The organism is Nostoc sp. (assembly GCF_036917275.1).
Classification (GTDB): Bacteria; Cyanobacteriota; Cyanobacteriia; order Cyanobacteriales; family Nostocaceae; genus Nostoc.
The window spans coordinates 70614-90738 of the sequence record NZ_JBALDF010000016.1; the positions used below are offsets into that span (position 1 = coordinate 70614).

17 protein-coding genes and 1 pseudogene are annotated in these 20125 nt (G+C 42.6%); 14 read left to right on the forward strand and 4 right to left on the reverse strand.

The window, feature by feature from the left end:
• Positions 1-36: 36 nt before the first annotated feature.
• The 7 genes from V7K35_RS06920 (at position 37) to V7K35_RS06955 (ending at position 8047) form a co-directional block, all read left to right on the forward strand.
• On the forward strand, positions 37-381 hold the full coding sequence (locus V7K35_RS06920) for a carbon dioxide-concentrating mechanism protein CcmK (protein ID WP_010995041.1): 345 nt from the start codon (positions 37-39) through the stop codon (positions 379-381).
• A gap of 6 nt (positions 382-387) precedes the next feature.
• Entirely contained in the window at positions 388-690 is a 303-nt protein-coding gene (locus tag V7K35_RS06925) for a EutN/CcmL family microcompartment protein (protein ID WP_334795790.1), read from the forward strand.
• A gap of 94 nt (positions 691-784) precedes the next feature.
• Complete coding sequence (locus V7K35_RS06930) at positions 785-2773, forward strand: ribulose bisphosphate carboxylase small subunit (protein WP_442939697.1); 1989 nt, start codon at positions 785-787, stop codon at positions 2771-2773.
• Between the two features lie 185 nt (positions 2774-2958).
• Positions 2959-3732, forward strand: a complete 774-nt coding sequence (locus tag V7K35_RS06940; RefSeq protein ID WP_335077463.1) for a transferase — start codon at positions 2959-2961, stop codon at positions 3730-3732.
• 56 nt (positions 3733-3788) lie between these two features.
• Positions 3789-4577 carry a BMC domain-containing protein gene (locus V7K35_RS06945; RefSeq protein WP_334795793.1) on the forward strand — a complete coding sequence of 263 codons (789 nt, stop codon included), beginning with the start codon at positions 3789-3791 and terminating at the stop codon, positions 4575-4577.
• A gap of 253 nt (positions 4578-4830) precedes the next feature.
• Entirely contained in the window at positions 4831-5772 is a 942-nt protein-coding gene (locus V7K35_RS06950) for a LysR family transcriptional regulator (protein ID WP_335077465.1), read from the forward strand.
• 646 nt (positions 5773-6418) lie between these two features.
• Positions 6419-8047: a mucoidy inhibitor MuiA family protein gene (locus V7K35_RS06955; protein ID WP_335077467.1), complete on the forward strand. Its 1629-nt coding sequence runs from the start codon at positions 6419-6421 to the stop codon at positions 8045-8047.
• An 83-nt stretch (positions 8048-8130) separates the two neighbouring features.
• Here the strand turns inward: V7K35_RS06955 and V7K35_RS06960 are convergent, their stop codons facing one another.
• A complete protein-coding gene (locus V7K35_RS06960) occupies positions 8131-8322 on the reverse strand; it encodes a hypothetical protein (protein ID WP_273765912.1) in 192 nt (63 codons plus the stop codon).
• Between the two features lie 499 nt (positions 8323-8821).
• On the opposite strand from V7K35_RS06960, the pseudogene V7K35_RS06965 reads away from it, so the two are divergent.
• Positions 8822-8923, forward strand: a pseudogene (locus tag V7K35_RS06965) (Uma2 family endonuclease); the annotation flags it as partial.
• A gap of 39 nt (positions 8924-8962) precedes the next feature.
• Here V7K35_RS06965 and V7K35_RS06970 read toward each other — a convergent pair.
• Positions 8963-9163, reverse strand: coding sequence for a hypothetical protein (locus tag V7K35_RS06970; RefSeq protein ID WP_334795798.1), 201 nt, complete (start codon positions 9161-9163; stop codon positions 8963-8965).
• A 245-nt stretch (positions 9164-9408) separates the two neighbouring features.
• Between V7K35_RS06970 and mnmE the strand changes: the two genes are divergently transcribed.
• Both mnmE and V7K35_RS06980 read left to right on the forward strand, forming a co-directional pair.
• Entirely contained in the window at positions 9409-10800 is a 1392-nt protein-coding gene (gene mnmE / locus V7K35_RS06975) for a tRNA uridine-5-carboxymethylaminomethyl(34) synthesis GTPase MnmE (protein ID WP_335077469.1), read from the forward strand.
• A gap of 256 nt (positions 10801-11056) precedes the next feature.
• Entirely contained in the window at positions 11057-11827 is a 771-nt protein-coding gene (locus V7K35_RS06980; protein WP_335077471.1) for an SDR family NAD(P)-dependent oxidoreductase, read from the forward strand.
• A 1257-nt stretch (positions 11828-13084) separates the two neighbouring features.
• Here the strand turns inward: V7K35_RS06980 and V7K35_RS06985 are convergent.
• Positions 13085-14797, reverse strand: coding sequence for a hypothetical protein (locus tag V7K35_RS06985; protein WP_335077473.1), 1713 nt, complete (start codon positions 14795-14797; stop codon positions 13085-13087).
• An 87-nt stretch (positions 14798-14884) separates the two neighbouring features.
• Here V7K35_RS06985 and V7K35_RS06990 point away from each other — a divergent pair, with 87 nt between their 5' ends.
• Positions 14885-18166 carry an alpha-mannosidase gene (locus V7K35_RS06990; protein ID WP_335077475.1) on the forward strand — a complete coding sequence of 1094 codons (3282 nt, stop codon included), beginning with the start codon at positions 14885-14887 and terminating at the stop codon, positions 18164-18166.
• Positions 18167-18287: 121 nt separating this feature from the next.
• Here the strand turns inward: V7K35_RS06990 and psbN are convergent, their stop codons facing one another.
• Positions 18288-18419: a photosystem II reaction center protein PsbN gene (psbN, locus tag V7K35_RS06995; RefSeq protein ID WP_273765903.1), complete on the reverse strand. Its 132-nt coding sequence runs from the start codon at positions 18417-18419 to the stop codon at positions 18288-18290.
• 85 nt (positions 18420-18504) lie between these two features.
• On the opposite strand from psbN, the gene psbH reads away from it, so the two are divergent.
• The 3 genes from psbH to pth all read left to right on the forward strand — a co-directional run bounded on the left by psbH (position 18505) and on the right by pth (position 19804).
• On the forward strand, positions 18505-18708 hold the full coding sequence (psbH, locus tag V7K35_RS07000) for a photosystem II reaction center phosphoprotein PsbH (protein WP_298917766.1): 204 nt from the start codon (positions 18505-18507) through the stop codon (positions 18706-18708).
• Positions 18709-18858: 150 nt separating this feature from the next.
• Entirely contained in the window at positions 18859-19131 is a 273-nt protein-coding gene (locus tag V7K35_RS07005; RefSeq protein WP_335077477.1) for a TatA/E family twin arginine-targeting protein translocase, read from the forward strand.
• Between the two features lie 31 nt (positions 19132-19162).
• On the forward strand, positions 19163-19804 hold the full coding sequence (gene pth / locus V7K35_RS07010) for an aminoacyl-tRNA hydrolase (RefSeq protein WP_335077479.1): 642 nt from the start codon (positions 19163-19165) through the stop codon (positions 19802-19804).
• The last annotated feature ends 321 nt before the right edge of the window (positions 19805-20125 follow it).

A 20125-nucleotide genomic window follows, 5' to 3' on the forward strand; every position in this document is an offset into this window, starting at 1 on the left:
TTCAAGGCTAAAAACTTTAAATAGGGATTAAAACTAATGTCAATTGCAGTGGGAATGGTTGAAACGCTAGGCTTTCCAGCAGTAGTGGAAGCTGCTGATGCGATGGTGAAGGCTGCCCGTGTTACTCTAGTCGGCTATGAAAAAATCGGCAGTGGTAGAGTTACCGTGATTGTCCGGGGTGACGTATCGGAAGTGCAAGCTTCTGTGGCCGCAGGTGTTGAATCAGTGAAGCGAGTCAACGGCGGACAAGTGTTATCTACTCATATTATTGCTCGTCCTCACGAGAACTTGGAATACGTCCTACCAATTCGTTATACAGAAGATGTAGAACAGTTCCGTGAAAATGTGAATGCAATTCGTCCTTTCGGTAGAAGACCGTAATTTGTAATGCAAGTCGCCAAAGTTCGCGGCACAGTAGTTAGTACCCAAAAAGACCCAAGTCTCAGAGGTGTCAAACTACTGTTGTTACAATTAGTAGATGAAGATGGAAACATCCTCCCACAATATGAGGTAGCAGCAGATAGTGTGGGAGCAGGAGTAGATGAGTGGGTACTTGTCAGTAATGGCAGTGCTGCTCGTAAAGTTGTTGGCAATGAACAGCGACCATTAGATGCAGTGGTAGTAGCGATCATAGATACCATTCACGTTGAAGATCGCATGATCTACAGCAAAAAAGATCAATATCGATAGTCAACAGTTAGAGAAGTGAGGAGTGAGGAGTGAAAAGTTAAAACTCATAACTCCTAACTCATAACTCCTAACTTAATACAGGAGGAGTCTCGAAATGGCAGTCCGCAACACGGCGGCACCCCCAACCCCGTGGTCAAGGAATTTAGCTGAACCCAAAATCCATGAAACTGCCTTTGTACATTCATTCTCCAATGTCATTGGAGATGTGCGGATCGGTGCAAATGTAATCGTTGCTCCGGGGACTACGATTAGAGCAGATGAAGGCACACCTTTTTATATTGGTGAAAACACTAATATTCAAGATGGGGTTGTGATTCATGGGTTGGAGCAAGGTCGAGTAATTGGCGATGACCAAAATAAATACTCGGTGTGGGTAGGTAAAAATGCTTGTATAACCCATATGGCTCTAATTCATGGACCAGCTTATATAGGGGATAATTCCTTCATTGGCTTTCGCTCTACGGTGTTTAATGCCAGGGTGGGTGCAGGTTGCATTGTGATGCTGCACACTTTAATTCAAGACGTAGAAATTCCCCCAGGTAAATATGTACCTTCGGGAGCGATAATTACTAGCCAGCAGCAAGCTGACCGCTTGCCAGATGTGCAAGATCAGGATAAGGAATTTGCTCATCATGTGGTTGGGATTAATCAGGCATTACGATCTGGTTATCTTTGTGCAGCAGATAGCAAATGTATAGCACCCATTCGGGATGAGAACGCTAAATCTTATACAGGTAATGGTATTACGGTCTTAGAGTTGGAAAGGAGTAGTGAAGTGTCGAGCAATAGCTTGGGTGCAGAAACAATAGACCAGTTGCGCTATCTATTAGAGCAAGGGTATAAGATTGGTACGGAACATGTAGACCAAAGACGGTTCCGCACGGGTTCTTGGACTAGTTGCCAACCAATTGAAACGAGATCCATCGGTGAAGCGATCGCAGCATTAGAAAGCTGTGTAAGAAACCATAGCGGCGAGTATGTCCGACTGTTTGGCATTGACAAAGGTAGACGGCGGGTGTTAGAGAACATCATCCAACGTCCAGATGATGATGTTAAACCAGCTACAAGCTTTAAAGCTCCTGCTAATCGTGGCAATAGCAGTTACAGCAGCAGTAATGGTAGCAGTAACGGCTCTAGCAGTGGCAAAGTCAATGGCGAAACTGTAGAGCAAATCCGCCAACTTCTGGCAGTTGGTTACAAAATTGGCATGGAACACGTAGATGAGCGGCGCTTCCGAACTGGTTCCTGGACTAGTTGCAAGCCAATTGAAGCAACTGCCATAAATCAAGTAATCTCCGGTTTGGAAGAATGTATAGAAAGCCATCAAGGCGAGTATGTGCGCTTAATCGGCATTGATACCAAAGCCAAACGGCGGGTATTAGAGACCATTATCCAACGTCCAAATGGTCAAGTAGCCTCCTCTGGCAGTCAAAAATCATTTACTAGCGGTGCATCCTCCGCAATGGGAACAGCTACCAGTACTCGCTTAAGTACTGAAGTAGTAGACCAACTCCGGCAATTATTGGCTGGCGGCAATAAAATTAGCATTGAACACGTAGATGAGCGCCGCTTCCGGACTGGTTCCTGGACTAGTACTGGTCAAATTCAAGCCTCTTCAGAAAGAGAAGCGATCGCAGCTGTAGAAGGACACCTTGGCCAATACCAAGGAGAATATGTGCGCTTAATTGGTATTGACCCCAAAGCCAAACGACGGGTATTAGAGACTATTATCCAACGTCCAAATGGTCAAGTAGCTTCCTCTGGCAGTGAGAAATCATTTACTAGCAGTACACCCTCTGCTACAGCAACAGCTACCAGTACCCGCTTGAGTACTGAAGTAGTAGATCAACTCCGGCAATTATTGGCTAGCGGCTCTAAAATTAGCATAGAACACGTAGACCAACGGCGGTTCCGGACTGGTTCCTGGACTAGTACCGGTCAAATTCAAGCCTCCTCAGAAAGAGAAGCGATCGCAGCCGTAGAAAGACACCTCGGCGAATACCAAGGAGAATATGTGCGCTTAATTGGTATTGACCCTAAAGCCAAACGTCGCGTATTAGAAACGATTATCCAACGACCTTAAGGAGGTAGGAGTTAGTAATTAGGATTAGAGATGCGATTAATCGCGTCTGTACAGGAGTTAAGAGTTGAAAAAAATTGTTAATTCATAACTCTAAACTTAAAATTTATAACTCCTTACTTTTAACTAACTCCTCACTTCAACTCCTCACTCTCTATTTTCTTCCGGCTTCCGAGGTTAAAATTTCCATGTCTGTGCCGCCACTGCACCTCAGCAACAACTTTGATTCTTACATTAGTGGTGAGGTGACTATTCATCCAAGCGCAGTACTTGCACCTGGAGTAATCCTTCTAGCGGCTGTAAATAGCAAGATCATCATTGGGCCAGGGGTCTGTATTGGTATGGGATCAATTCTCCAAGTCCATGAAGGAACCCTAGAGGTAGAAGCAGGCGCAAACCTGGGAGCCGGTTTTTTGATGGTTGGTAAGGGCAAAATTGGAGCAAATGCTTGCATTGGTACAGCAACAACAGTTTTTAACTATTCAGTTGAACCTAGACAAGTAGTACCACCTGGTTCAATTTTAGGAGACACCAGTCGGCAGATTGCCCAAACAAAGCAACCGGAACCATCTACAAATAACCCAGCTTCTACAAGTGGGACACCGCAGAAGGAAGAGGAAAATGGCTTAGGTGGAGTTAAAGAAAAGGTAATTTCCTCAACTAACTTCTCAGCTTCGGCTTTTGTGGATTTCAAACAAAACAAGTCAATTTCTTACTTTAAATCTACCGCCACTCCAGAAAGCCAGTCACGTCCTGTAGAGGAACCAGCCAATGATCCTGACTCCACCTTGCAAGAAACCGCTCAAGAGTCTACAAAACATGACTCAGACCCCAATCAGCTAACCACAGAATCCCCTAATGGTTTCGGGACTCAAATTTATGGGCAAGGGAGCATAAACAGACTGTTGACCACATTGTTTCCTCATAGACAATCCTTGAGTGACCCAAACTCTGACGATTAGTCCGAGTAAGTGTTAATTGTAAGTTGTCGGCTTTTTCCCTATTTTGGAGAATTCACATGGAAACATATAATCAACGGTCTATGAAGACCATCCAGGGAGCGAGTAGTCAAGAAACCTATCAGGATACTGCTTTGGGTTTAGTTTCTACCCGCAGCTTTCCAGCGATAGTTGGTACAGCGGATATGATGCTGAAATCGGCAGGAGTTCATCTAATTGGGTATGAAAAAACTGGTAGTGGTCATTGTACTGCGATCGTGCGGGGTGGAATTGCTGATGTGCGTCTTGCCGTAGAATCCGGTGTCCAAACGGCTGAACAGTTTGGTCAGTTGATTTCTAGCTTGGTGATTCCCCGACCTTATCCCAACTTGGATATAGTGCTTCCCATTACAACCCGTTTCACTAAATTGATGGAGGAGGGTAATTACAGCCGTCTGAGTAACCAAGCAATTGGTTTGGTAGAAACGCGAGGATTTCCAGCGATGGTAGGAGCATGTGATGCCATGCTCAAAGCTGCTGATGTTCATTTAGCAGCCTATGAAAAAATTGGTGCGGGTTTGTGTACAGCTATTATTCGTGGTTCCGTAGCAAATGTGGCGGTAGCAGTGGAAGCTGGAATGTTTGAGGCAGAACGCATTGGGGAATTGAATGCAGTGATGGTAATTCCCCGACCCTTAGACGAAATGGAGCAAACCTTGCCATTAGCAAGCTGCTGGATAGAAGAACGCCAACCGTTAAACTTACCAGTGAATATTAAAGAACAAGTTGCTGAAATTGAGGTACTAAGATTACCAGATTTAACCAAGCTATCTACTAAAGTTACAGAAGAATTATGGAATGATGAATGATGATAGATGAATTTTGGAAAATCCTCATTCATCATTCAACATTCATCATTTAGAGGGAAGGCATCTTACGCTTTTGCTCTTCCGATAATAGCTTCTTAAATCCATAAATAGAATACCTTTATTTTAATAGAAGGGATAGAGTTTTATCTATGAATAAAACTCGTAACTTTCTGTGAGCATCACTATATCATTTGCCAGCGTTCAGCAATACTAGTTTTATATCTATTAATAGCTATATATAGGAGAATCACCCTTGAAGCAAGCGACGCTGCACCAGTTAAAGGTATTCGAGGCGGCGGCACGGCACAGTAGCTTTACTCGCGCTGCGGAGGAATTGTTTCTCACCCAACCCACCGTTTCTATGCAGATCAAGCAACTCACAAAATCGGTAGGGTTGCCATTATTTGAGCAGGTAGGCAAGCGGTTGTATCTCACCGAGGCAGGACGGGAATTATTTGCCACTTGTCGGCAGATTTTTGAAAATATAGCCCAGTTTGAAATGAAGGTAGCGGATTTAAAAGGGCTAAAACAGGGACAATTACGCTTGGCAGTGATTACAACAGCAAAATATTTTATCCCACGTTTGTTAGGGCCCTTTTGCGAACTTTATCCAGGGATTGATATCTCGCTGCAAGTAACGAATCACGAACAAATTTTGGAACGGATGAGTAATAATCTGGATGACTTATATATTATGAGTCAAATTCCAGACAATATAGATGTGAATTGCGAAGCATTTTTAGAAAACCCTTTGATAGTCTTTGCACCAATTAATCATCCGTTATCCAAGGAAAAAAATATTCCGATACAACGCCTATCTAACGAACCTTTTATTATGCGCGAACCAGGTTCAGGAACTCGTCGCGCTGTCCAAAGCCTATTTGAAGAACATGCGGTGACAGTAAAAGTTAAGCTGGAATTGGGAAGTAACGAGGCAATTAAACAAGCGATCGCAGGTGGTTTAGGAATTTCCGTTTTATCCCGTCATACCTTATTATTAGACGCCTCAGAGTTTAGCATTTTAGATGTACAACACTTTCCCATTCAGCGAAATTGGTACATGGTTTACCCAGGTGGTAAGCAGCTATCTATCGTCGCTCGTGCATATTATGAGTATCTACTAGCTGCGGCAAAGAATTTTGTAGAGCAAAACCCTGTGATTCCTTCTAGTACACTTAAGCCAATTCATCGGTAAACTAAGGGATTTCAACAAATCAATTATCCAATCTTGTGGGCATTTTATCCGCCTTTGGCTAAAGGTGGACAAGATGCCATTGGTGTCAACTTAAGCTCAAACACTCAATTACCTGTCCTTTTAGATCCCCTAACCCCCTTATAAAGGGGGTATTCGATTAATAGTTCCCCCCTTAAAAAGCGAGTCAGCGCCTGCCGTAGGATGCCCGAACGCAAGAGCGTCTCCTGTCTTGAGAAGGGCTGTAGGAAGAAGACTGCATTGGCTCCCCATGACTAGCGTGGGTTAGGGGAGATCGAAAATCTAGGTGGGTACGAAAAATTTTCACTCTTTTATTAGTAGGACTTACGCAAAAATCGCCAACTTCGCTTAATTTATCGAACCGCCAAGACGAGGCAGTGCGTTGGGCGGCTCTGCCGACTTGAAGCAACTGCCGTGCCAAGAACGCCAAGAATCGTAGAGTGTGCGTAAGTCTTGATTAGGGTGGGCTTTCACGTTAACTTGACACTAATGGCGAGACGCCCACCCCACAAAAAGAAAAAGTAATTGGATATTTTTTTATTTGGATTCCCTAAAGGGGTTGACGGTTAGACCGGGAAACATTGACAATTAACCAGCAGAATCAATTAAAAATGGGGGAAAACTGGCAGTGGTTAACCCGGAAATACCGTCTTGGTGCAAAACAGTACAAAGCGAGATTGTAGCTGTTACAGTGTATGCTGACAGGGCATTGGTTACACGGCGGGGTGTAGTCTCTTTAACAGGAATTGAACAACAATTAGTAATTACCCCAGTGCCAGAGACTCTAGAAACTGAGTCTGTCAGGGTAAGTGGTACAGGCACAGTAGGGGTGCGAATGCTTGGAGTGAGTTGCGATCGCATTTACACTACTGAACCTATAGCAGAACGAGTAGCACATTTGACAAGGCAAATTCAGCAGTTAGAAGCAGAAAAACGCCACCTGCAAGCCCAAGTCGATGCTTTAGCGTTGCAGTCTAGTTTTATCGCCGGCTTACGTGAAAAAACAGAAGAACCGTTTGCACAGAGTTTATCCCGAAAAAATCTCAGCCTTAGCGAAACTCTGGATTTTTTGAACTTTCTCGGAAGCCAGTATAGTGAATATGCGATCGCATCTGGGGAGTGCAAAACCCAACAGCAGGAATTAGATAAACAACTGCAAGTACTCCTCACCTCGTTGCAAAAAATCCAAACACCCCATCCCAAAGAAAATTTTAGCTTAGTTGTGGCAATTGAAGTTGCGGGTGAAGGCGAATTTGAATTAGAGATATCATACTTAGTGAATCGCGCTAGTTGGACTCCGCTTTATGACTTGCGCTTTAGCACTACCAGCGATATTGTACATCTGAGCTACTTTGCAGAAATCAGTCAAAGTAGTGGCGAAGATTGGATTGGTGCAAATCTCACCCTTTCTACCGCTAAACCGGGATTAGGTACACTCCCGCCCAAACTTGAACCTTGGTATATTGATACCCTACGTCTTCATAGAGGGCGACAACGATTTGCTGCCCAGCCACCACTGCTGCCTAGCATAGCAGAGCCGCCTGCTTCTGCTGCTAGAGCGGATTGGCAAGATGAAGACGAAGTTGCACAAGATAGTCTTATCCCAGCAGAAACTGTTACAGCAGAAGTATTCAAAGAAGGGAGTGTAGTTACCTTTAAATTAAATGGTGGTGGTAACATTCCCAGTGATGGCGCACCCCATAAAACTACAATTTTCAATGATGATTATTTTTGTAGCTTTGATTATGTAGCAATGCCGCGCTTGGTAAGTTTTGCTTACCTGCAAGCTAATGTGAAAAATAGTCCCAACGGTGCAACTTTGTTACCAGGTAAAGCGAATATTTTCCGCGACAATGTTTTTATTGGGACAACTCAGTTAGAGAATATTGCACCAGGGCAAGAGTTTAAACTGAACTTAGGGATTGATGAAGGTTTAAAAATTGAGCGCGACTTAATTGAACGTCTGGTAGACAAAAGATTAATTAGCAACCAGCGCCGGATTACTTATAGTTATCGGTTGATAATTACTAACTTACTAGACAAAGAAGTAATTCTGAAAGTAACTGAACAGTTACCAGTTAGTCGCGACGAGCAAATTAAAGTGCGCCTCAGCCGCAGCAACCCACAAATTCAACTTGGTGAAATGGGGATTTTAGAATGGCAGTTAACTTTTCCACCACAGGAGCGACGAGAAATATATTACCAGTTTCATGTTGAACATCCGCCTGAATTAACTGTGGTTGGGTTAGATATTTAAACAACATCATTAACAATGATTTTAATTTAACCAGGACTTACGCAAAATCATAAAAAAACGAACCCTAACTTACCGATGATTTTTTATTCCACTGTGTCAGAGGGTAAAGGGAGGATTTCGTCTGGATTCTCCTCTACATAATCAGGTTCAAACTCAGCGAGTACTTTGTTATCTATTTCCTCTAGCCCTTGTACAGTAAGAGGTATACCTTGAGCTAGCTTCTCATCGGTAAGTTCGGTTGAGCGCACTTTCATCAGCTCATCTGGATTAGACATTAAATTCTCCTATTGTGGTAGCTTATACTCTAGAATCATCAAATAGGTAAGTAGATACAATTAAATGTAAGATGTCATTGCCAGCAGCACGAAGTGAAGCGTAGGAATCTCAGTCTTTGCAATTGCTACTTTACCAGACGCTACCGCCAACACTTCGTACCCGATGGGAAGGCTGCGCCAACGCAATGACGAACTATCTTATAATTGTAAGCGATCGCCTTTCCAAAATTTTCTCATCGAGGGCGATGAAAATTAGGCAAACTTAAATAGAGACAAAGGTGAACTCTTAAACGACAGTACCTTGGTGGTAAACAATTTTCCAACTTAGTTCGCTTCTTTGCCAAATTGCCCAGCGACGAGTCATTCGCTCTCCCTGAATCAGTGCGGATGTCAGAAGATAGTTTTCGGGCGCGATTTCAAGGCAGTGAAAGTCTTTAGTTTCCCAAATCTCCTCAGTTGGATCTTCATACCGCTTTTCTTAAGTAGGGCATTAAACTCGACGCCGGAAGAAGTTGCACAACAGACTGAACAAGAAAAGCAACGCAGCGATCGCTTGGCGGCAAAACTGCGAGAATTAAATATAGATTCAGATACTGTTTAACCTCCAGGCTGTCTTTGCTTATGCCTGTTGGCACGAATGCTATGGATCTTCAGGAAAAACCCATTTTGGCGGTTCTATGATTTTTTTCCGCAGACGTTCTTGTGCCAACTCCAACATTTTATCTAAAGGAGTCTCCTCAATAAATTTTGCAGCAGCCTCTCTAAACTCGATATTAGGGCATTTTTCCTTTAAAACACAGCCGTTAACACAAGCTTGGGCGCAGTTAATTTTTTGCTCCACAGTAAATTCCTCTCTCTAAAAGTTATGAGTTATAAGTTGTGAGTTATGATTTTCACCCCTAACTTCTCACTCTTTACTATCAGGCATTACCCTTCAGGTAAATTTTACCTTGCCAGTTGCCATCTAATTAGTCTAAATACCTACCATTTAGAAAGTTAAGAGTTATGAGTTATGATTTTTACTCCTGTACAGACGCGATTAATCGCGTCTGTACTCCTCACTCCTCACTCTCATAAAGGGCGCTCATGTCAGAAGTTTTTGCCACTACTGGAACCATCGCCGCGATCGCTACAGCTGTTGTCCCCCAACAGGGTAGCGTTGGTATTGTGCGGGTATCCGGTTCCCAAGCAATGGCTCTAGCCCAAACTCTCTTTCATTCACCAGGAGGGCTTTGGGAAACTCACCGGATTCTCTACGGTTACATTCGCCATCCCCAGACGCAACAACTGGTGGATGAAGCCTTATTGCTGATTATGAAAGCACCACGTTCTTACACCCGTGAAGATGTGGTGGAATTCCATTGCCACGGGGGAATAATGGCAGTGCAGCAGGTGTTGCAACTGTGTTTGGAAAATGGCGCTAGACTAGCCCAACCGGGAGAATTTACTCTCCGCGCCTTTTTGAATGGACGATTGGATTTGACACAAGCTGAAGGTATTGCTGACTTAGTGGGAGCGCGATCGCCTCAAGCTGCCCAAACTGCCTTAGCTGGTTTACAGGGAAAACTAGCTCATCCGATCCGGCAGTTACGCGCTAACTGTTTGGATATTTTGGCAGAAATCGAAGCTCGAATCGATTTTGAGGAAGACCTGACTCCGCTGGATGATAAAGTAATAATATCAGAAATCGAGAAAATTGCCGCACAAATAACTAAATTATTGGAAACCAAAGACAAAGGTGAGTTGCTACGCACAGGTTTAAAAGTGGCAATTGTTGGGCGTCCAAATGTGGGTAAGTCCAGCTTATTGAATGCTTGGAGCCAGACCGATCGCGCCATTGTAACTGATTTACCTGGTACAACCCGCGATGTGGTGGAATCTCAGTTAGTTGTCGGCGGAATTCCCGTACAAGTGCTAGATACAGCGGGGATTCGGGAAACAACAGACCAAGTAGAAAAAATTGGTGTCGAGCGATCGCGTCGTGCTGCCAATGCAGCTGATTTAGTCTTGCTTACCATCGACGCTTCAGATGGTTGGACAGAAGGCGATCGAGAAATTTACGAACAGGTACAACACCGTCCGTTGATTCTAGTTATTAACAAAATTGACTTATTACAAGAAAGCGAAATAAAAATTATTCAATCCGAAATCCCAACTTCCAAATTTAAAATTATTACAGCAGCAGCCAAAAATCAAGGAATTGATACTTTAGAAACAGCAATTTTAGAGATAGTTAAAGCTGGAAAAGTCCAAGCGGCTGATATGGATTTAGCCATTAATCAAAGGCAAGCAGCAGCCTTAACTCAAGCGAAAATTTCCTTAGAACAAGTACAAGCAACAATTGCCCAGCAGTTACCTCTTGACTTTTGGACAATTGACTTGCGTGGTGCGATTCAAGCACTAGGAGAAATTACCGGAGAAGAAGTTACAGAATCAGTTTTAAATAGAATTTTTAGCAAGTTTTGTATTGGTAAGTAAACCATAAATATTATAATTTTGCTAATCTGCGTAGGTTGGTTTAAGGGAAGCGCAACCCAACATTACTGGTAATTTGTTAGGACTTACGCACACTCTACGAATTCTCGGCGCTCTTGGCACGGCAGTTGCTTCAAGTCGGCAGAGCCGCCCAACGCACTGCCTCGTCTTGGCGGTTCGATAAATTAAGCGAAGTTGGCAATTTTTGCGTAAGTCCTATTTATATTAACTTTTCCTATTTTTAAATCATAAATACAATATGTCTTTTATCGATAAAATTAATCCTGTCAATGCATTGATTGTGGGAGCCAACCGAGGTATTGGTTTGGGTTTTGTGAAGAAGTTGCTAGAAGATAACATAATAGCCAAAGTTTATGCAACTTATCGTCAACCGGAATCAGCCTCCGATTTAATAGCTCTTGCAGACGAACATTCTCAGCGATTAATTTGTCTGGAGATGGATATTACTGACGAGTTGCAGATTGTTGAAGCTGTTCAAAAAATACATACTCAAGTTGACAAACTACATTTGGTAGTCAACTGTGTAGGACTGTTGCATGAAGATACTTTACAACCTGAAAAAAGCTTAAGACAAATCAATTCAGAAAATTTGCTGCGCTACTTTCAGATAAATAGTGTTGGTGCTGTCTTGCTGGCTAAACATCTATTGCCTCTGTTTCGTCATGGAGAACGCAGTGTGTTCGCCACTATTTCTGCTAAATTGGGCAGTATTGGCGATAACCAACTTGGTGGATGGTATGGCTATCGCGCTTCTAAAGCAGCACTCAATATGTTGATGCGAACTGCGGCAATTGAGTATAAAAGAAGTTGTCCTAAAGCATTAATAGTGACATTGCATCCTGGTACAACTGATACGCGTCTTTCCCATCCTTTCCAGAAAAATGTACCTGCGGAACAATTATTTTCAGTAGAACGTACTGTTACTCAATTATTGGCTGTGATTGAACAGCTTCAAGAAGGCGATAGTGGACAGTTTTTCTCATGGAATGGGAGCAGATTGCCTTGGTAACTGCGTTACGCTGGTGCTAGTGAAATTCACGTTACTTGTAACTAAAGCCTATGAAGTTTTTTGTGCCAGCAGCTAAGGATGATCTTAAAGCAGAGCAGGTATATAGTGCGTAGGCGTAGCCCGTCGTAGACATCGCTCAGTCTGTCAAAGCACCAATAACCGAAAAACGTATTTGGAAGTTACAGTGGCGTGACAACGAAATTGATCTGGAATGCGAGGTAGGGAAACCTTTACCATCTTCTTACCAAACAGGGAAAGAGCTAGTTTTAGCAATCTTTGAGTGTGAAAACTTTTATAAGATTTGTACTCTTACCCGTGGAGGAGTAAAGGGAGAACCTATTTTGGTTGAAAATAATTCTCAATCTTCAGCAACATATTTTTTAGATAACAATACCTTTGTCAATTTACAAGGATTGACATAGAGTAAACCTGGATGATGCCTTTTTTTGGCTGATCGCAAAAATCTTTGCAACAAATGAATCGATTGTAGGGGCGCACCTCTGTCACTAGTGTAAACTTAAACTTTATATTAGACCTCTTGCAAAAATCCTTGAATCACCCCTCCCCAACCCTCCCCGTATGTATTGGGGAGGGAGCAAGATTTCAAGTTTCCCCCCTTTATAAGGGGGGATTAAGGGGGGTCTATTCGACTTATGCAAGAGGTCTATTCTGTATCTTCCAAGTCCTGCAAAATAGCGTGAGTTTAAGAAAAAAATCGTGAGTTTAAGAAAAAAATCGTGAGTTTAAGATAAAAATCGTGAGTTTAAGATAAAAATCATGAGTTTAAGATAAAAATCGTGATTTTAAGTGAAAAATCGTGATTTTAAGTGAAAAATCGTGATTTTAAGATAAAAATCGTGATTTTAAGTGAAAAATCGTGATTTTAAGTGAAAAATCGTGATATTAAAAGAGAAATTGCGACTTTAAGAGAAAAATCGCGACTTTAGTAACCACAGTTTCTACGTTCACGGTGACGGCTCCTAAAGTGGTGATAACTTACCTAATAGCCTAAGCACACACTTGTCTTGCGCTATTTCCGCAAAAAGTTAAACACACCTTTCTGACAAAGGTATTGCAGATAATGTAAATAATTGACTCTACATTTTAATATGCGATCGCCTGTTTGATAGAAGTAGATGCGATCGCACTGGTAGCGTAGCAGATAAAATCAGCCCACCCGAACTCTCAAGCTATGACTAATATTGAGATTTCCTTACCTGAGTTGATGAAGATTATCCTTAGCAGTAGTATATCTGCTTATTTCCTCCGCCATAGCTGCCGTAACGACTCAAAAATATTTACAAATCTTTCTTCTAGCCAAACCATAACATAATCAACCCATTCTAGAAGTTGTTCTAAGGGGTGCTTCTCATAGCCTGTTGGAGTTGCTTTGGTTTCTATCCAATCTGGCTGTGCCTCAACTTGACTACTTTGATGTAATTGCTGTTGCAAAACTTCCCCTTTGCGATCGCTTCTAGTTTGATAAATGCGGGTTTCGGTTTGTGTTGTAGAGGCGATTCCAGATGTTTTTCGACTTGCACCAAGAACACTAGTTGGCTGTTTCCTTCGCACCAAGCCAGATCCGACTTTAGGTTGTTTTACACTCAAATTATCTTCTGGAAAATGCCCTACTGATAAATTTGGAGCTAAAGCAGGATTTGTCTTTTGAGAAAGTGTAACTGGATCGTCAGTAACTGTTTCGGTATCACCAAATAAATCATTCCACGTTAGCCAAGGATCATCTGTTAAATCCTGTTTTTCCAACTGACGGCTTTTAGACAAAACCTTTTTAAAGCGTGATGGTAATATTTTACCTGGCAATCTATCATCATTAGTTCTTGACTCAAGTGTTTTTCTAGTACCAACACCAAAAAAGTAATTAAGTGCCCCCTCAATCAAAGCATGAATATTCAGTGTATGAGTCTCCAAAGCATCAGTATTAGGTGCAACTTCTCCCCTACTAACTAATTGCTCTTTGCCATAAAGAAATATGTTTAACTGAGTTTGGGCAACTTGGACAATTCCCTGGCTACGTTCTTGCACAGGTACTAAAGCATTTGACTCCAACTTAGCAACGGCTATATCTAGAAATGCTAATAATCTATTTGTATTAAGTAACTCTTTTGGTATCCCCTCAGCTAAAGCTGGAATATTGGCTGTCTTTCCGTCAGTGAGTTTTGCTAATAATTGGTCAATCTGTGGTAGTAATTCAGTTTCTTTTTCAGCTTCGCTCAACCGCCTTTCCAACTCTTGGAGAGGCTGCGCCAACGGAACGCTACGCGTAGGGATACGCGCAGCGTCTCGCAGAAAAGACTGCCAATAATTAGCAACTTCGTTAATAATTCTGTCTTCTAATTTTGCCTGCTGTTGAGGTGTTAAAATATCTAGAATTTCATTATTGGCAGTAACAAGTATTAAATTGCGATTCATCAAATCTGTGGCAATTCCCTGTATTACTGGAAGATGCTGCTTGAGAGCATTCTCTTGCTGTGAAGGGTTGAGAACTCCAGCTTTATTCTCTGTAATATTTAATGATTGAGTAAGATTAGCGTTATTTCTCGACTTATTATCAATGAATTTCAGTCGAAAAACTGCTAATAAAGCTAAGGGATTGAAAGGTTCAACTGTTTTTGCAGGAGTAGAGGCGGCTTCATCATCTGATAGATAATGGACAGTTTCTAGTACATGTTGAATAGGAATATCAACATTTGGCATTTCGGGCTGGAAATCAGTATCATTTGGTTGTAACTTTAGTCTAGTATGTGGTTCTTTGGTATGTAGTGTTTTGCCAGATGATTCAGATGAATGAAACAGTAGATACACTGGGTAAAGTAGTACTTCCACACCCCACTTGGTGGCAACTTGCAAATGCCGAAAGGTGTGTTCCCACTGTTCTGTCACCCGCCGAGATTGCTGGTGGACAAAGTTAAATAGTTTGCTTTGATAACGCCCAGAGGAACCAGAAGACATAGTAGTAATTTTTTAGTTCAAGTCTTGTTAAGTTGTGAGACTCGCGCCAAACAATAAAAACGACCAACACCTCATTTTAGCGAAAATATGACCCCGAATGTCTCTCAATCTCATACCAAATTAATCTCACAAGCAATTGAGCAACTGCGCTCTTTTTGTCAAGTTAATCTTCAGTTTACTTGGCTGTATCAGGAATCTAACCTAATTATTACTGATGTTGTAACTGCTGATTTGTCTCATTGGCAACCTGTTCAATTGAATGCTCAAGAACATATTACTTGGACAGGCGGAAAAAAAGTACTATGGCTAGTGCAAAGATTGGTAGTGCCTCAAGATTTACAGGGCTATCCCTTAGCTGGGTTATCTTTGCGGCTGGCGCTGGTTTGGTGGGCAGATTCTGCTGAGATTTATGTGAATGGGGAGTTAGTGCTGGAGGGTGATTTATTTGATTGTTCGCCTAGAGTGCTGATCAGTCAAGGGGTGACGCCAGGGGAAGAGTTTATTGTTGCTTTGCGGTTAGTGAGTCCGGGACATAGTGATGGTGCTTTAGTGCGATCGCTCCTAGTTTATGAGTCTATTGATGATAATAATCCCGATCCGGGTTTTGTGGCTGATGAGTTAGCTGTGGTGCAACTTTATTTGGAAAAGTTTGCGCCGGAGAAGTTGGATGTTTTGGCGGCGATGGTGGGGGAGGTTACGAACCGCCAAGACGCCAAGAACGCCAAGGAAGAGAAAGGAGAGTTGGTAAAATCGTTTTTGTCCTTACGCCAAAATTTAATTCAATCCAAAATCCAAGTTGCGCTGTCAGATCACCAAAGGTACGATCTAAAATTTAAAATTTTATTGTTGGGTCATGCTCATTTAGATTTAGCATGGCTATGGCCTGTGAGTGAAACTTGGAATGTGGCGCAAAAAACTTTTGAGTCGGTTCTGAAGTTGCAAGCAGATTTTCCTGAGTTAATTTTCTGTCATTCGACTCCGGCACTTTATGCTTGGATTGAGGAACATCGCCCGGATTTATTTGAGGCAATTCAAGCACAGGTAGCTGCTGGACGTTGGGAAGTTGTTGGCGGAATGTGGGTGGAACCGGAACTCAACTTGATTGCTGGTGAATCAATAGTCCGTCAGCTATTGTATGGTCAGCGTTACATTCAAGAAAAATTCGGTAAGCTTTCAACTATAGTTTGGGTTCCAGATAGTTTTGGTTTTTGTGCAACTTTACCGCAGTTTTTCGCTAATGCCGGAATTGAGTATTTTGTCACGCAGAAGTTGCGGTGGAATGATACTACTAAGTTTGATTATGGGGCTTTTTGGTGGCGATCGCCTGACGGGTGCGAAGTCTTTAGTTTGATGTCTGCACTTATCGGTGAAAGCATTAACCCAGTTAAAATGGCATCTTATGCTCTTGAATGGCAAACCCAAACTGGTTTACCAGAATCTCTGTGGCTTCCTGGTGTCGGCGACCACGGCGGCGGCCCCACGCGTGATATGTTAGAAACCGCCCGACGCTGGCAAAAGTCACCTTTCTTCCCAGATTTAGAATTTACGACGGCTGAAAAGTATTTACAGCAAATCCGCAAAGAAGGCAGAAGTTATGATTCTCCCCCATCCCCCCCTGCTTTCCCTGCTTCCCCTTCCTTCCCCATCTGGAATGACGAACTATACCTCGAATTCCATCGCGGTTGCTACACTACCCACGCAGATCAAAAACGTTGGAATCGTCGTTGTGAAAATTTATTGTATCAAGCTGAACTATTTGCTACCTTGGCAACTGTAAGCTGTGGTGTGAGATATCCCAAAGTAGAAATTGAAGCAGCTTGGAAACTGGTGTTATTTCAGCAGTTTCACGATATTTTACCTGGTTCTTCAATTACCCAAGTTTATCTGGATGCGTTGCCCCAGTGGCAACAAGTCGAACAAGTGGGAACGAAGATATTACAGGAATCACTTTTAGCGATCGCATCTCACATTACCCTATCAGAACCACCAAAATCTGATAGTTTGCCTATTTTCGTTTTCAATTCTCTCAATTGGCAGCGTTCTGAGGTAGTCTCTGTAGCCTTACCTACGCCAGCAACAGCTACCCAAGAATGGCAGATTTACGATGCTTCTGGAAAGCAACTCGTCTCCCAATTATCTGAACAATCAACCCTACTATTTCTCGCTACCGAAATTCCACCCGTTGGCTACCGCATATTTTGGCTTTCTCCCTTATCCCCCACCCTGCAAGAAGCTAAAGCTACATCTCTCCCATCCCCTCCACTCCTCCCAGACTGGATTTTAGAAAATGAATTCTTGCGAGTTGTCATTGATCCTGACACCGGAGATTTATCAAGTGTTTTTGACAAAACTTATCAACGAGAAGTTTTGAGTGGGGCGGGGAATCAACTACAAGCTTTTAAAGACAGTGATCAATATTGGGATGCTTGGAATATTGACCCCAATTATGCCCAGCATCCCTTACCTTCAACAAATCTTCAATCTATTCAGTGGTTAGAAGAAGGTTCAGTGCAAAGTCGTGTGCGCGTGGTGCGTCAGTTGGGTGAATCGGAATTTTGCCAAGATTATATTCTGCAAGCTGGTTCACCTCTGCTGAACATAGCTACTACCGTCAATTGGCAAGAAAATCATGTATTGGTGAAAGCTGCTTTTCCTCTGAATGTTGAAGCAGACTTTGCTACTTATGAAATTCCCTGTGGCGCGATTCGCCGCCCAACTAAACCAAAAACCCCCGCAGAACAAGCAAAATGGGAAGTTCCCGCTTTGCGTTGGGCTGATTTAACAGCAGAATCACAGGAGGGTATTCACGGAGTCAGTTTACTGAATGATTGTAAATACGGTTACGACAGCAAACCAAATCAACTCCGCTTGACACTTCTACGCAGTCCTAATTGGCCAGACTCAGAGGCTGATAGAGGTTGGCATGAATTTACCTATGCCTTGTATCCTCATGTTGGTAGCTGGGAATCAGCCCATACGGTACGGCGTGGCTATGAATTGAATATACCGTTGCAAGTGCTATTAAATCCCGTTAATCAAAACCCACATAAAAATTCTCCCCTTTTTGCTAGCAAAGAGGGGTTGGGGGTGAAGTTTCTAGATTTATCAGCTGAAAATTTAATCTTAATGGCCTTGAAGCCATCTGAGGATGATCCAGAGCAGTTAATTCTGCGGTGTTATGAATGTCACGGAGAAACAGCCGAGTTATCTTTGCAAAGTAATATAGGGTTAAATCTAGGAGATACAGTAGATTTGTTAGAGCGTTCCTCTAGTACTGAATTCTCATGCCAGCAACAAATCTTGACGATACAGCCTTGGAAAATCGCCAGTTTCAAGGTAATTCCAGCGATTAATCCCAGGCTCGAATGAGTCAATATAGACCTAACCCCCAGCCCTTCCCTACTAGCGTTGGGGAGTAAGATTCAAAGCCTCTCTCCTTTTAGGAGAGAGGTCAAGCTTTACTAGCATTGACTCCTAACTCCTAACTCTTTTAATCTTCGTGATCATCAAACGGATCGTTCAATTGCTTGCTAGGAGGGCCAAAAGAGGTATAAATCGACAGTCCGGTGATGACAACCACCACGGCAGCCACAGAAATACTAAGAACTATTGCGGGTTCCATAATTGAGGGATAGATTATGAGTGCTATTCTTATAGAATATTACAGAAGATTAAAAAAAGCTTTGGCAAGTAATCTTAGGTGAACTATGGCACAAAGGACTAGGTTGGGAGATATCCTGAAACCACTGAACTCTGAGTATGGGAAAGTGGCTCCAGGTTGGGGTACTACCCCTGTGATGGCTGTTTTTATGGCGCTATTTTTAGTGTTTCTGCTGATTATTCTGCAACTTTACAATAAATCACTGTTGGTTCAGGATGTACTTGTCGATTGGCGGACTTTAGGACGCTAACGAATACATAGCTATCAAGTTTGGATAACAAGTTAAGTTACACCCGGTTCCTCCGGGTTTTTTTATTAACGCTCAGTTCACACTAACTATTGAGTAGACTACATAATATGTGAGTTTCTATAGTGATTCTATAGTTTACAGGAGACAAAAATGAATATATTTGGTATCGGTCTGCCGGAAATGGCTGTAATTATGGTAGTAGCATTGTTAATCTTTGGCCCAAAGAAGCTGCCAGAAATTGGTCGGAGTGTGGGCAAAACAATTCGTAGTTTCCAAGAAGCTTCCAAGGAGTTTCAAAACGAGTTTCAAAAAGAAGCAGAACAGTTAGAAGAAGCTGTAAAAACTACTGCTGAATTGGAACCGAAGCAAATCGAATCTGCTAAATCTGAGCAAGATACTGCTAGTTCTTCCCAACCTAGCTAGGATGCTGCATATCAATTAGACTGTAGGCAAAATGACAGAAGCTGTTACACAACCAGCTTTAGTGATTCCACAACTAATTGTCGGGTTGGGGAATCCAGAAGCTAAATACGACCAAACACGCCATAATATCGGCTTTGCTGCTTTAGAAAGTCTCTCCCGTTCTTGGCGAATTCCCTTAGCAGAAAACCGCAAGTTTCAAGGTGAGTATGGTGAGGGTATGGCCCCAGGTGGAGGTAAGATTCGCTTGCTAAAGCCGTTAACTTATATGAATCGCTCAGGACAGTCAATACAAGCGGTGACAAGTTGGTATAAATTGCCGCCTGAGTCAGTGCTGGTGATTTATGACGATATGGATTTGCCTTTGGGAAAAACTCGCTTACGGTTATCTGGTTCGGCTGGGGGACATAACGGCATGAAAAGTGCGATCGCACATCTTAGTACCCAAAACTTTCCCCGTTTGCGAATCGGTATTGGTAAACCGAAAGGTGCAGCTAATAATGATGATTCTGATACTATTTCCCATGTGTTGGGGCGATTTTCCGCAGCCGAAAATCAGCAAATGTCTCTCGTACTTCAGTTCGTGGTTGAGTGTATTGAACTAAGCCTCAAGCAGGGAGTAGAAAAGGCGATGAATCTTTGTAATAGCCGCACCATTAATAATTCTGAGTCTTAGAGGTGGATGAATACTGCCTTTAGTAAGGGAACAAAAAAAGCTCATTGGTGTCAACTTAAGCTAAAACTCCTTATTCTCATTTGAATGAGGTACACGGGTAGGGACATGCCATTGCCATGTTCTACCTTGTATCTGTCTTTATATGTGGTTAATCATTTTTTCTGTACCTTACCCATGCAGTAACCGCTATATACCATTTCTTTGCGAACCTGCACCAAATTTTCTTAGAGGTTGTTTGAAAAGTGGTTAGCTGTGATTAAAATCACCCCCCTTAATCCCACGCCACTTGCTACAACGGAGGGAACCTCCCTTCGGGTTCAG